General features: G+C 46.7%; 10 protein-coding genes and 1 riboswitch. Of the genes, 6 read left to right on the plus strand and 4 right to left on the minus strand.

All coding sequences use genetic code 11. The features are described 5' to 3' along the window. Positions 1–220: 220 nt before the first annotated feature. Entirely contained in the window at positions 221–3,712 is a 3,492-nt protein-coding gene (gene recC, locus KI742_RS12395; protein WP_285385497.1) for an exodeoxyribonuclease V subunit gamma, read from the minus strand. Between the two features lie 252 nt (positions 3,713–3,964). Here recC and KI742_RS12400 point away from each other — a divergent pair, with 252 nt between their 5' ends. Beyond that, the gene (locus tag KI742_RS12400) at positions 3,965–5,788 is read left to right on the plus strand and encodes a DUF3413 domain-containing protein (protein WP_285385496.1); all 1,824 of its coding nucleotides are present in this window, start codon (positions 3,965–3,967) and stop codon (positions 5,786–5,788) included. 75 nt (positions 5,789–5,863) lie between these two features. Here KI742_RS12400 and KI742_RS12405 read toward each other — a convergent pair whose 3' ends face one another. Next, complete coding sequence (locus KI742_RS12405) at positions 5,864–6,838, minus strand: TDT family transporter (protein ID WP_285385495.1); 975 nt, start codon at positions 6,836–6,838, stop codon at positions 5,864–5,866. Between the two features lie 109 nt (positions 6,839–6,947). On the opposite strand from KI742_RS12405, the gene KI742_RS12410 reads away from it, so the two are divergent. From KI742_RS12410 to dapD, 5 genes are all read left to right on the plus strand, one after another. After that, the gene (locus KI742_RS12410) at positions 6,948–7,874 is read left to right on the plus strand and encodes a LysR substrate-binding domain-containing protein (RefSeq protein WP_285385494.1); all 927 of its coding nucleotides are present in this window, start codon (positions 6,948–6,950) and stop codon (positions 7,872–7,874) included. A 128-nt stretch (positions 7,875–8,002) separates the two neighbouring features. Continuing rightward, on the plus strand, positions 8,003–8,302 hold the full coding sequence (locus tag KI742_RS12415) for a YebG family protein (RefSeq protein ID WP_005380208.1): 300 nt from the start codon (positions 8,003–8,005) through the stop codon (positions 8,300–8,302). Positions 8,303–8,458: 156 nt separating this feature from the next. Continuing rightward, positions 8,459–8,534, plus strand: a riboswitch (Fluoride riboswitch). A gap of 259 nt (positions 8,535–8,793) precedes the next feature. Continuing rightward, positions 8,794–9,486 carry an iron-sulfur cluster assembly scaffold protein gene (locus tag KI742_RS12420; RefSeq protein WP_005386501.1) on the plus strand — a complete coding sequence of 231 codons (693 nt, stop codon included), beginning with the start codon at positions 8,794–8,796 and terminating at the stop codon, positions 9,484–9,486. Positions 9,487–9,509: 23 nt separating this feature from the next. Beyond that, positions 9,510–10,493: a GGGtGRT protein gene (locus KI742_RS12425; RefSeq protein WP_009707468.1), complete on the plus strand. Its 984-nt coding sequence runs from the start codon at positions 9,510–9,512 to the stop codon at positions 10,491–10,493. A 324-nt stretch (positions 10,494–10,817) separates the two neighbouring features. Beyond that, entirely contained in the window at positions 10,818–11,849 is a 1,032-nt protein-coding gene (dapD, locus tag KI742_RS12430) for a 2,3,4,5-tetrahydropyridine-2,6-dicarboxylate N-succinyltransferase (RefSeq protein ID WP_042521367.1), read from the plus strand. 81 nt (positions 11,850–11,930) lie between these two features. On the opposite strand, the gene glpQ is transcribed toward dapD, so the two are convergent. Together glpQ and glpT are read right to left on the minus strand one after the other, a co-directional pair. Further along, positions 11,931–12,986: a glycerophosphodiester phosphodiesterase gene (gene glpQ, locus KI742_RS12435; RefSeq protein ID WP_025768218.1), complete on the minus strand. Its 1,056-nt coding sequence runs from the start codon at positions 12,984–12,986 to the stop codon at positions 11,931–11,933. Positions 12,987–13,042: 56 nt separating this feature from the next. Then, positions 13,043–14,407, minus strand: coding sequence for a glycerol-3-phosphate transporter (glpT, locus tag KI742_RS12440; RefSeq protein WP_262606827.1), 1,365 nt, complete (start codon positions 14,405–14,407; stop codon positions 13,043–13,045). Positions 14,408–14,426 lie beyond the last annotated feature (19 nt).

A 14,426-nucleotide genomic window follows, 5' to 3' on the forward strand; every position in this document is an offset into this window, starting at 1 on the left:
TTTAGAGCTTTGTGAGATCTTTCTCACGGTTATCCATAAGACGTACCGTTAGTATGCGCCCCACGAGATAAGCCAAACCTTTTGGCGGCACAACTCAAATGAATTAAACAAAAGTATCATGGTCCCTCTGACCTTGTGGCCGTACAGCGAACGCCCTACAAAAAATAATGATTTTCTGGCGGCCACCCTACTCTTCCTTCTCTTTATCCAACTGTCTTTATTACGCTTTTACGTCATCAGCGTCTTGAACCGCTAAGCGCGCACCTTGCAAAACTAATGCTGTCAGCAAACGAACTTCTGAGGCCAACTCATCATTCCAAGCAGGCCAAATTCGAGAGATGTACGCATTATTGCCTTCGCCCGGGCTCATGAAGCCATCATTGAATGCGTCAGCCATTTTCTTCAAAGATTTCTCTTCGTCATCTACCCACTGACCGCGACTAAAGCCCGCTTCAACACAAGCCAACGCCGTTTTCGGGAAATAAGGCAAAGGCTTAGTCATGCCTTCGAAGAATAAGCGAACTAATTCAGTCAGTAGCTGTTTGGCATACTGAGCATCGGCAATTTCTGGGTAGATCAAATGCAGCGCGCCTTCTTTACGATCGTAACCAATGATGTGGGTTTTCTTAGCATGACCCGATGCCGACATGGCAAGGTGATCGATCCACGCAGCAAGGTAATCCTGCGAGCGAATCTTACCGCTTCGGTAACGAATCAAACCGGATTGGTAGCATTGAGTTAGCCAACCTGTTAGGCGAACGTTTTTCTCTTCGCCTTCATTTCGCTCAAATAAGGAATCAAACGTCAGGTCGATTTCCAAATCGTCTTGAGGCGCACCAGATAAAAACGCCAGTTTATCCACCAGCTCTTCCGCCTGAACTCGGTTGGTTTCAAACTCGATATCACCAAACGCCCCCACCGGCAGTTTGCCTTGCGCGCGCTGTTGACTCATAAAGTGTTTAAGCACCTCTGTTTTTTTCTCTGGCTGCATCAATGTCGTTTCAAGCAAGGTTTCTAACAGCTCATCACGCATTTGATAGCTTTCCAAACCACCTAAAACAAAGGGTTCGTCGTCTTCCATCACCGGTAGCGGCGGTTCAAAGATTACTTTTAAACGACGATTGAAAAAATACTGCACAGGTAAGCGCCAGAAACGTTGCAACTCTACTAAGTCGAGCTCAAGTGGGAACGTCGCTCCTAACAGATAGTCGTCTAATGCCCGATTAAAATCACGACGAACATAGCCTTGCGATTGACTACTTTGAGTCAATGCCGCTGGAATCCACTCTTTCGCGTAGCTGGCGTGCATGCCTTGGAACGCCCTTGGGCTAAACGGCACCATGGCGTGGGTATTCACCAACGCATTTAATAAGTTGTCGCCAGACTCATCAACGGGCAACGCTTCATCACCACTTAAACAATAGTTTTGGTGACAGTATTCCATCAGCTCAGAAATCAGAACCGAAGGCACTCGCTCGGTGTTGTCTTGGATTGAACGGCCAACATAACTGATGTAGAGCGTTTGCTGTGCAGACAACATCGCTTCGAGGAATAGGTAACGGTCATCATCTCGGCGCGAACGGTCGCCCGGCTTGGTTCTTCCCGTCATCAAGTCAAAGCCTTCTGGCGGCATGGAGCGTGGGTACACGCCGTCATTCATCCCCAGTAGACAAACGGTTCTAAACGGAATAGAGCGCATCGGCATCAGAGTACAAAAGTTCACTTGACCAGCAAGGAAGCGCTGGCTGACTCGTGTGCCAGATAATTTGTTTTGAAGGTATTGGCTGATGATCGACGGCGATAACGCATCATCAAATGCGGCATCAGCTAATTGCTCTTTGAGTTGGCTGAGCGTATCGCGAATGGATTTGAGCGCCATTTCGCCTTCTAACTCAACAGAGAAGAAGTCATCCAGCAGTGAAACCAAAGTCTCTCGCCAACCATCGATAGTTTGAACATGAGAAAGTTTGCTTCGATAAGTGCTAATTTGTTGGATAAAGTGTGCCAACTTGCCCGCAAGCTCTGCGCCCATGCCTTGCACTTCGTTGTACGGAGATAAACTGCCTTGCTCGGTTTCAAACAAACCTGCGGATTCTGGCATCGCGTAGCCAAGCAACATGCGTTGAATACCAAATTGCCATGTGTTTTGACGGGTTTCCGGCAGTTCAAATTCGCGTCCGGTATTGGCGTCCAATCCCCAGCGAATCCCCGACTCCTCAACCCATTGTTTAGCTTGTAAGAAATCATCTTCGCTGAGTTCAAAGCGCTTTAATATCGCTGGCGTTTCCAGAAGTTCGAGTAGTTCTGATGCCAAACAGCGCGTATTGGGTAAGTTCACCAACTGCATAAATGCGGCCAGAATTGGGCTCTCTTGATCGGCGGTTCGGTCAGAAATCGAATATGGAATAAAACGCTCACCCGGCGCGTTACCAAAGACCGCCTGAATCGCAGGGCTGTAAGCGTTGATGTCCGCGACCATCACGATAACATCGCGCGGTTTTAACGTTGGGTCAGCATCGAACATCGCCAACAGTTGATCATGCAGCACTTCCACTTCGCGCATCGGGCTGTGACAAGCGTGTAGGCTCAGTGATTTATCACCCAAGCTAACCACTTGTTTGTGATGACTGTTTTCAATCTGTTGGTCATCTTGATGTTCTTCAAGATTGAGAATATCCGCTTGCAATTGATGGAGCAGACTGTCGCGCTCAACATCAACAAAGGCTTCAATTTCATGAGATTCCAGCTGAGACAACAGATACATATTGTCACGCCCGAGTTTACCCATGGATGCCAACAGACTGTTTCCGACCACATCGGTGTGCAGCTCATCGATCACATTATCTTCCAGTGATCCTTTCAGTTGCTCAGTTTCACCTTGCACTTCCGAGTGATCGTCCTGCCACACAACGTGCTGACGATGTTTCGCCGCCAAACGAGCCAGATATTTGCGATCTCGAACTTCACCCCAGTAATAACGACACGGGTTGGTGAACATCAGATGCACGTCGATGTGTTCACCAATTGCTTTTAGCGCATCCATATAGCGAGGCGGCAACGAAGAAATGCCAAAAACAAACAAACGCTTGGGTAAATGGTCAAAATTGCCGTTAAAACTCTCTAACGTGTCGATAAAGTGCTCATAAAGGTTGGCACGGTGATATGGAGACTGTCCTAATGACACAGTGTGATCATACAACGCTTGCCATAAGATCGGCTGCCACGGATGCTCATCTTCCAGCTCTGGCACACTCTGCCCAGCTTCCCAACTTGCGATCCATTCCGGACGATACACCAAGTAACCATCGAAAATATCGGCAATTTTCTCAGCCAGCTGATACAGCTTAGAGTGGTCACTGTCATCTTTGAGGTACTGCGCTAACGGCGAAAACACCTCTTGGTTGAGAAGCCCCGGCAGCAGATGCATCAGCTTCCACGTCATCGCTTCTTTGTTAAACGCACTGCGCTTGGGCACGTCTGGCAACACCTGCGTAAACATTTCCCAAATGAAGGTAGCTGGAAGCGGAAAATCAATGTTCGCGGCAACACCAAACTCTTTGGCCAATTCCATTTTTAGCCACTGGGACATGCCCGGACTTTGAACCAGAATTTGTTCTTTTTCGAACGGGTTTTCCAGCGGACTGATTCGAATCAGTTCGACAAGGAGTGATTTAAGAACGTCAACTTGGTTGGAGTGATAAACAGTAAACAAATTGGGAATACCGAGCGCCGATTGAAACTGTTAGCTAGCTTAGCACAGCCCCATTTAAACCCGCAGTGATCTCGCGTTCGGAAAAAACAAAAGGTTATATATCACTCAAATAGAGTATGAATCTTCTTAATTTTCACATGTCAATCAAGTCTGACACTTCCATACAAAATGTGACATTCGTCGCAACTATTCCATAATAAAAAACACTGTTTTATACTCCCCCTACCCATAATTTATAAACAAACAAAAAGTATGTTTCGCAAACTGTCTTCCAACAGCGCTTGGCTGATTGCTTTTTTTGCTTGCTTTGCAGTGTACCTGTCGATCGCTTGTTATCCTTTTGTGTTGCCTAACAATCAAAATGAACCGCTAACCTTGTTGCAAGGTTACTATTTAATTTCAACTCAATATGGCTGGCTGGGCTTGATCGCTCTTCCATTTATGTTGTTGAGTTTATTGCTCTCTTTTCTACCGACTCGAGCATTCAAAGGTATCGTGATCGCTATCGCGATCTGTCTATTGATCATGTTTAAAGTCGATATCCTCGTTTTTCAGCAATACAAACTTCACATCAACGCCCTATTAATCCGTATGTTTTTCGAAGGTGGCGGTGATGTCTTCGATATTTCGTGGATGAGTTGGCTAATCTTCATCAGTGAAATTGCCATTCTGGTGATCGGGCTCGCTTGTACCGTTTGGGTAAGTAATCAACTGTCAGAAAGCCGAGCTAAGTTCGTTTTGATCAGCGTTTGGTTTGCTGTATTGCTTAGCACGCAGATGATTCATGCGTACAAAAACGCACTTTACGACGATGAAGTCAGTCAGTTTTCGAATAACTGGCCACTTTACTACCCGCTGACGGCTCGTAAATTTATTTACAAACACGACCTAGTGGATGAGAACATTGCATCTAAGAACCGCGTAGAGTTAACCAACATTGAACGTAGCTCACTCAACTACCCGCTTGCGCCGATTCAAGTGCAAAGCAAAGAGAAACAGCCCAATGTCTTGTTTATCTTGGTTGATGCGTGGCGCTACAGTGATGCGACGCCGGAAGTCATGCCAAATGTCATTAAGTTCGCTGAAAAGACAGTGAATTTCACACAACATATGAGCGGCGGCAACTCAACTCAAGCGGGTATTTTCAGCCTGTTTTACAGCTTGCCCGCAACCTACTGGGAAAGCTTTTACGCAAGCCAACGCTCTCCTGTGTTTATGGATACGCTGCAAGCAGAAGGCTACCGCATGGGCATTTTTGGCTCGGCACCGCTCACCAGCCCGCCACTTTCTCGCACGGTATTCAAAAAAGTGTCGGACTTGACCCTGAAACAAACTGGGGAAACAGCTGTCGAGCGCGATCAGCAGATAACAGACAAGTTCATCGAGTTCCAAAAGCAGGATAGCGACAAGCCGTACTTTAGTTTTCTGTTCTACGATGCCGCCCACGGCACAGTATTTCCCGAACCTGAATTTGCGAAATTCAAACCATACTGGGAACGCGTTGACCACATTTTGCTCAACAACGATTTTGACGCTTCGCTTTACCACAATCGATACAAGAACTCGTTGTACTACATCGACAGCTTGATTGGTGATGTGCTGAAAAACGTCGACTTAGACAACACCATTGTGGTGATTTCATCAGATCATGGTGAAGAGTTTAATGACCATAAGATGAACTATTGGGGCCACACGGGTAACTACAGTGACGTTCAAGTACATGTGCCTCTTTACGTGTACATGCCAAATCGTCAGCCAGAGCAAGTTGATTACCGCACGACCCATTTTGACGTCGTGCCAACCATGATGAATACGCTGTTTGACGTTCAAGGCACAACGAGTTCATACAGCGTTGGTCATAACTTGTTTGATAGCTCAGCCTCTCGCGATTGGTATATTGCAGGCAGCTACTACAACTATGCATTGGTCGGCAAAGAACTGATGCTTGTGGTCAACCCTGGCGGGCACTCTCAGCAACTGAATCGCCAGTTAAAAGTCGAGAAAGAACAGAAAGTTCCTGTCGATATCATTCGTCATTCTCTGGATGAGATGTCGCGATTTTACAAAAAAGGCTAGCGTCCAACATCGACGCCGATTGAAATAAAAAAGCCTCTTGGTTGTAAGACCAAGAGGCTTTTTCCTATCAGCTATTTAAGCGTGATGAGCGTGCATCAAGCGTGGCTGAATCAATAAGTTGTTGATGTATTGTAAAGCCACATAAGAGACAACAAATGTTGCCACAATCAACTCAAGACCAGCTAAGCCGCGCACTTGTTGAACATAGTGCGCAGCCAATCCTTGCAACTCCATCCAATTCGCCATTTTAAACAGCGCCGTCGCACCGATCACCATCGGGAAAGTGAACGCCGCATAGCCTGGGCTAAATGGCAGTCTAAGCAATTTAAAGAATGCGAGGTAAATGATGGCTGTCATCAATACCGCGATACCAAATAGCATAGCGATGATCACTGGTGATGGTGTCGCAGTGACCGTTAAGTACCCTGCCAATGATAGACTTGCTGGCGCTGCCATGATTGCCATTGTTGGTTTCGCTGCATCCGGAATTTCATGGGTAAACATGAAACGGTAAATCATCATCGGCAACATGATCGCGTACGCCACCATACCAAACATCAATGCACCTTGTGCCACTGGTGCTAACACCGGGTTGCCAGAGAAAGACACATCCGCAACGATGATACCCACTGGCGGCACAAACCAACTAGGAACCATGTGGTGCAATTCAAAATCTTTGGCGCGATGGTAAACAAAGCTCACCAAGAACACGATGTGCAGAGCCACTGCAATCAGCCAAAGTACATCACCAGCGAATGGGTAAAAATAGCCGAGAGAGTTCGATACCACCATAGTGCCCATCGCAAATGTCGGAACCACGCTGCCCACAACCGGATGAGCAAGATCTTGTCTCAATAGATGGTTATGTAGCAAAAACTTGGTTGCCAATATAGCCAACAATACGCTCGCGATACCCGCACTAATCCACTGTCCGTAGCCATGTAATTCGGCGAAGTTTTCCCAACTCCAGCCTAAGCTTGCAATACCAAGAGCCAAACCCGCCATCGGAGTTGGTGCTCCCATTACTTTTGCTTTTGTTCTTTGAATCATGATGACCTCAACCAGACTCACTCTTTATGGAGCGTATAATACGCTTGCACTTCGTTCCGATATATCTAATTATTTAAAACAAACGTTCAAAATTACTTAACGGTGGGGTATGGCAAGTCACATTTCTCTTAAACAACTGAAAGTGTTTACGACGATCACGCAGCACAAAACGCTCACAGCAGCTTCTGATAGTCTCTTTTTATCAAAAGCCGCTGTGAGCATGGCACTCTCAGAATTAGAAAAGCAGATCGGCCATCACTTATTTGATCGTGTTAATAACCGACTGATTTTGAACCAAGAAGGTCAAAAACTACTGCCACTGGCGGATGAGTTACTCAACCGAGCCAAAGACATCGAGAGCATTTTCGATGGTGACCAAGCGCTATCGGGCCAACTTCGCATTGGTGCCAGCGACACCATTGGCAACCAAGTCGCGCCCTATTTGCTTAGCGAATTTCGTCAGCAAACGAACCATCGTTCTCAAAGCCTGTTCATTTCTAACTCCGCACAAATCTGCGACATGCTGACCGATTACGAGTTAGACATAGCCCTCATTGAAGGCAAAACACTTCACCCTGAATTGCAGTCCACCCAGTTTAGCGAAGATGAAATGTGCGTGATTTGCGCGCCCGATTCCCCAGCCGCGCACGAAGGGTCAGTAAACTTAACCGAGCTAGAAAACAGTGAATGGATATTGCGAGAGGCAGGATCTGGTTCACGCGAATTTTTTATGCGCGTTGTCGCGCCGCGCTTGGAACATTGGCATGAAGCTTTTCAGCTCAATACCACCGAAGCGTTGATCAACTCAGTATCGGCAGGGTTAGGCTTGGGCTGCTTGTCACGTTTGTCTGCAGAACCTGCTATTCGTGACGGCCGCGTAAAACTGCTCGACATGCCTTTAGATATGAAGCGCCGCTTCTGGTTACTGGTTCATAAAGAGAAATATCAAAGCCCATTGCTCAGAACGTTTATCGAATTTTGCCAAGATTGGGAGCGACCAACAAACCTTCCTTTGGGGAATAAATCCGCAAAGTGAAACCAAGATAGTTTAAATGCTAGTCAGTTAGTTGTACGTGTCTCTCATTCTGAGGCTTGTCGCTAGACTTGATTGGTCAAAAACTGTATAAAAAGCCAGTATCAATACACCAAATTAGGGGACCAACCATGGCTGTAATCGTCAAGTACGTGGTAGAACGCAATGGAGAAGAGAAAATGACTTTTACCTCTAAAGCGGAAGCTGACGCATACGACAAAATGCTGGATATGGCAGACGAGTTATTCTCACTGCTGGGTAAAAGTGAACTTCTAGAAGACGAAGGTAAGCAAGAAGATCTTGCAATGTTCCTTGCGCAAAACAAAGAAGAAGTGCTTTACGCTCTTGGTGCAAAACGTAAACCTGCACCAAAAAAAGCAAAGAAGCTTGAAGCTGTTGAAGAAGATAGCGAGCAAGAAGACGCTGCATAAGCCTCTCATTTGTTTAGAAAAAACGTCGCATTATGCGGCGTTTTTTTATTCCTTCCGTTTATCTCCATATATCTCTGAGAATATAAAGAACCGATTTAATATCCCAAATTACTCTAAATTTCATGTTGCAGATTAGTGTGACTTAGATCTAGTCTAAATGGGTTCGGTGATGGGGTACCACCGGAATCGAAAGATTCGAACCGCTGTTAAAGCTAATGACTCCTACAGAAACGAAAACAGGTCAGCCCTGTTGGAAGTGCTTTCGCTTATGTTGTGAAAGCGAGAGTTCTGTAGTGAGCAATTCAACTCTTCTCCAACCCCGCTCCTGTTTTCTCAAAAATTAAAAAGATATCCAAAATAGTTGTTAACTCAACAAGGCGACAAACGCATGAACCTCCTGAACATAGTTTTCTATTTGATGGAGCGAATAAGAGCAGTCAACGCCGTTGAGTCTGACAAATAGGCTGGATATCGTACACTGGGAAAACACTATGCAATACTCACACGAAATCCAATCAATGTGCCCGATTCAACGCGGCGATCTTCATGCATCTGCACCGATCCCTGTTGAAGGCGCAATGATCAATCCAAAAGACGTTATCGCGATTTCTGGTCTTAGCCACGGCGTTGGTGCTTGTGCTCCTCAACAAGGTGCAGCAAAACTGACTCTTAACGTCAAAAACGGCATCATCGAAGAAGCTTTGATCGAAACGATCGGCTGTTCAGGCATGACTCAATCAGCCGCGATGGCCGCAGAAATCCTAACAGGCAAAACTATTCTGGAAGCACTGAATACCGACTTGGTATGTGATGCTATCAACGTCGCGATGCGCGAAATCTTCCTTCAATTTGTTTACGGTCGTACTCAATCTGCTTTCTCTGAAGGCGGCTTGGAAATTGGTGCGGCACTGGAAGACCTTGGTCAAACTCAACGCAGCCAAGTGGGTACTAGCTACTCAACTAAAGCAAAAGGCGTGCGTTACATGGAGTTAGCTGAAGGCTACGTAACAAAACTCGCGCTAGACGAAAACAAAGAAGTGATTGGTTACCAATATCTCAACCTCGGCAAGATGATGAAAGCCATCAACGAAGGCGTATCTGCTGCAGAAGCCGCAGACAAAGCAACGGGGACTTACGGTCGTTTTGACGAAGCCGTAACGACCATCAACCCACGCCAACAATAATTGCCACCAAGAGGGAAGAGATTATGAACACTCCGATTACTGAATCTGTACGTCGCACATTAGACGAAATGCAACTATCTTCTCTGGAAGAGGCTTACCAATACTGTATGGATCGTGGTATCGACCCAAAAGCATTGGTGATGGACACTCAACCTATCGCGTTTGAAAGCGCTGCCGATGCCTACACACTGGGCACTGCTTTGGCGATTTTCCGCGGAGCAAAAACAGCAGAAGAAGCGGCAAACATCATCGGTGAAGGTCTTCAAGCCTGCACAAAACCGGGCAGCGTAGCAGAACAACGCCGAGTGGGTATCGGTCACGGTGCATTGGCGGCTCGTCTACTGAATGAAGAAAGTGGCTGTTTCGCTTTCCTTGCCGGTCATGAGTCATTCGCAGCGGCAGAAGGCGCAATCAAAATCGCATTGAACGTCAACAAATCACGCAAAAATCCGTTGAAAGTGATCCTGAACGGTTTGGGTAAAGACGCCGCTTACCTCATCTCACGCATCAATGGTTTCACTTACGTACGCACTCAATACAACTACCAAACTGGTGAGTTAGTGGAAGTAGAACGTCGCCGTTTCTCACAAGGTCCACGTGGTGAGATCCTTTGCTACGGTGCAGACGATGTGCGTGAAGGCGTAGCTATCATGCATAAAGAACAAGTGGATGTGAGCATCACAGGTAACTCAACCAACCCGACTCGCTTCCAACACCCTGTAGCAGGTATCTACAAAGCGGAACGTAACCGTGAAGGCATGCCTTACTTCTCTGTGGCATCAGGTGGTGGTACTGGTCGTACTCTACACCCAGATAACGTGGCGGCAGGTCCTGCATCCTACGGTATGACCGATACCATGGGTCGCATGCACGCCGATGCACAATTCGCGGGTAGCTCTTCAGTACCTGCACACGTAGCGATGATGGGCTTCATCGGTATGGGCAATAATCCAATGGTAGGTGCAACGGTTGCACTTGCGGTAGAGGTCGGTGAGCTAAGCCTCTAAGTCGATTTATCGCTTTACTATTCAAAGCCAGTAAATCCAACAAACCCAGTGTAGGGGGAGTGACTTCGGCCCTCCCCTTATTTTTTGCTAAGCCCCCTTCTTCAACTTCACTTTGTCTTTACCCCAAATCGGTCTGATAAGGCTTTTGCGACACATTTCTCATCAGACAAACATATCTCTAAAAAGACAAAAGGTATCCATCTACAGACTTTCTCCATTTCCCCTCTTTAAACTCCCCAATACTCTCTTTATGATGACTGACAACTTAATTATTTCTTGTCAGTGAACAGACGAGACACAAGACTCAACACATGGAGATCAACTATGGCTTTCTTCTCTCTAGCCTTTGGTACGGCAACTAAAAACCGCGACGGCAAAATCATCGAAGCGTTTTTCCCAAACCCGGTTCTTAACCCAAGCGAAGCGCTTGTTAACGCACTAGCAGCAGTAGCAGGTTATGAGCAAGGCAACCAAGCTATCGAGATCTCTGCAGCACAAAGCGCAGAACTAGCAGCAGCATTTGAAGCAAACGGCGATGCAGCAAACGCATCTTTCGCAGCAAAAGCAGCAGAATCAGCACAACCACTTGTACTGGTTATCCTTGCCACTGACGAGCAGCCACAAAGTGTTGCTGAAGGCTTCCTAAAACTTCAACTTATCTCTAACCGTCTAGTTAAGCCACACGGCACAGTACTAGACGGTATCTTCGGTCTACTGCACAACATCGCATGGACTAACGAAGGTCCAATCGATCTACCTGAACTAGCAGAGCGTCAAATTGAAGCTCGCCTAGCGGGTCGTGCACTAAGCGTAGATTGCGTAGACAAGTTCCCTAAAATGGTGGACTACGTGGTACCAACTGGCGTTCGTATCGCTGATACTTCTCGCGTACGTCTTGGCGCACACGTTGGCGAAGGCACAACAGTAATGCACGAAGGCTTCATCAACTTCAACGCGGGTACAACAGGCGTGAGCATGGTTGAAGGTCGTATCTCTGCTGGCGTAGTGGTTGGTAACGGCTCTGACATCGGCGGCGGCGCATCTATCATGGGCACACTATCTGGCGGCGGTAAAGTTGTAGTTTCTATCGGTGAAAACTCTCTACTAGGCGCGAACGCAGGTCTTGGCTTCCCAATGGGTGACCGTTGTACTATCGAATCAGGTCTGTACGTAACTGCTGGTTCTAAAGTACGCATGCTAGATTCTGCTGGCCAAGAAGTAGAAGTAGTGAAAGCACGCGATCTTGCAGGTGTTTCTGACCTACTGTTCCGTCGTAACTCTGTAACAGGTCAAATCGAGTGTCTTGCTAACAAGAGCGCGGTTGAACTGAACAGCGAACTGCATAAAAACAACTAATTCATTCGTGAATTAACCCTACGAAAAATCCCCCAGCAGGAAACTGTTGGGGGATTTTTTAGCTTACAGCAAAATGCGTGATTACTGATTTAAAAAGCTGACCGCTTTATCTGGGAAATCAGTAAACAAACCATCCACTTTTACTTGGTTGTAGTACACATCCATCATGCCTTCAAAGCTGTCAGTGTACGCTGGAATGCGTCCTGGATCGGCGCGGAACGTGTATGGATGCACTTGCAAGCCAGCGTCTTTTGCAGCCTTCATCAACGGCTTGATGATGATATTGTCTTTGGTTGACTTATCATCCACCAGCATCGGCTTCCAAGGTCCAATTCCTTCCGCGTAACTCGCTACTTTCTTCATTCCGTCGGCTTCGAACATCCAGTCATAACTGTATGGTGTTGCCTTGTCGCCTTTGTACACCATAGTTTCGTTCCAGTCCGTGTAAGCCATAAGCTGAACGAGCTTTAAGTCCATGTCCATTGCAGGCATGAGTTCACTGTTGATGCGTTGAAGTTCATTCGCATCAAAACACTGAAGGTAGACTTTGTCGTCTTGAGAGCCGTAACCGTACTGCTTCAAGACTTTAAGTACTGCTTTAGAAATGTCCTTACCTTCATGACGATGGAACCAAGGCGCTTTAATTTCTGGGTAAATACCGATGTCATAACCCAGCGTTTTGTTTAAGCCTTGGATCAGCTCAATCTCTTCAGCAAACGTCGGCACGGTGAAATCAGATTTCCACATAGGGAATCGGGTTGGATAGCCCGCTACTTTGTTGCCTTTGTCATCGATATTAAAGCCTTCAGTTACTCGCAAGGATTTGATTTCCGCCAGAGTGAAATCAATCGCGTAATAACGACCATCTTTACGTGCACGATCAGGAAAACGCTCCGCAACATCCGTTACGCGATCGAGATAATGGTCATGCAACACGACCAACTGGTCATCTTTCGTCATTACCACATCTTGCTCTATGTAGTCAGGTTTCATTGCGTAAGCAAGTGCTTTGGCTTCTAGCGTGTGCTCAGGCAAGTAGCCCGATGCGCCACGATGCGCAATGACAAGCGGCTTCGCAATCGCACCAGCAGAGAGGCTAAGTGCTAAAAAAGTAAGACATACTGACTTTGTTTTCATTGTTATTTCCTTGATAAAGCGAAGAGGCAGTATTCCACAGCCTCTTTAAATAAATATTACGCTAGCGCTTCCTTCTCGCGCTCTTTTTGCTCGTGGTGCGCACGCTCACCTAAGAAGGCGTACATCAAACACACGATAGAAGTAATACAAGAACCCACTAAGATGATAAAGCCACCATCCCAGCCAAAGTGGTCTACGGTGTAGCCCAAAATCGCGTTTGCGGCAACTGCCCCACCCAGGTATCCAAACAGACCAGTAAGACCAGCGGCAGTACCTGCGGCTTTCTTCGGAGCGAGCTCAAGTGCGTACAAACCGATCAGCATAACCGGACCATAGATTAGGAAGCCAATTGCAATAAGCGCCACCATATCTACTGTTGGGTTGCCCGCAGGGTTAAACCAATAAACCATCACTGCAACTGTCACTAGCACCATAAATAAGATACCAGCAGGTGCACGACGACCTTTGAACAATTTGTCAGAGATCCAACCACACAATAGTGTTCCTGGAATGCCAGCCCATTCGTATAAGAAATAAGCCCATGACGATTTATCTACCGAGAAATCCTTCGCTTCTTTTAGGTAAACAGGTGCCCAGTCCAGTACGCCGTAACGAATTAGGTAAACAAATGCGTTTGCAATTGCAATCGACCAAAGAAGTTTGTTGTTGAAGACGTATTTGAAGAAGATTTCCTTCGCTGTCATTTCTTGTTCATGGGACTTGTCATAGTCATCTGGGTAATCGTCTTTGTACTCTTCAATCGGAGGCAGACCACAAGACTGAGGGGTATCGCGAACCGTCATCCAAACAAACACAGCAACCAACGTGGCGAAAAATGCAGGAACATAAAATGCAGTGCGCCAATCATCATTAAATGCCCACAGGCCAAGAATAAATAGTGGACCAATCAAGCCGCCACCCACGTTGTGCGCCACGTTCCAAACCGAAACGATCTCACCACGCTCTTTACGTGACCACCAGTGCACCATGGTTCGGCCACAAGCAGGCCACCCCATCCCTTGGAACCAACCGTTTAAGAAAAGCAAAATGAACATCGCAGTGACGCTACCAGTCGCCCATGGCATAAAGCCAAAGCAAAACATCACTAATGCAGACATCAATAGGCCGCCACTAAGGAAATAGCGAGGGTTGGAGCGGTCTGAAACGCTGCCCATTAGAAACTTAGAGAGACCATATGCAATGGAAACAGCTGCCAAGGCGACACCTAAGTCTCCGCGGCTAAAGCCTTGCTCGATAAGATAAGGCATCGCCAAACTGAAGTTTTTACGAACTAGATAGTAACCGGCGTAGCCAACAAAGATACCGATAAAGAGTTGCCAACGGAGGCGAGAGTAGGTGCTATCGATGCTGCCAGGGGACAGACGATCAATGTGCGCCTTAGGTTTGAATATTCCAAACATAGGAACCTCATTATTTTGT

This window comes from Vibrio sp. D417a (assembly GCF_030248595.1).
Classification (GTDB): Bacteria; Pseudomonadota; Gammaproteobacteria; order Enterobacterales; family Vibrionaceae; genus Vibrio; species Vibrio alginolyticus.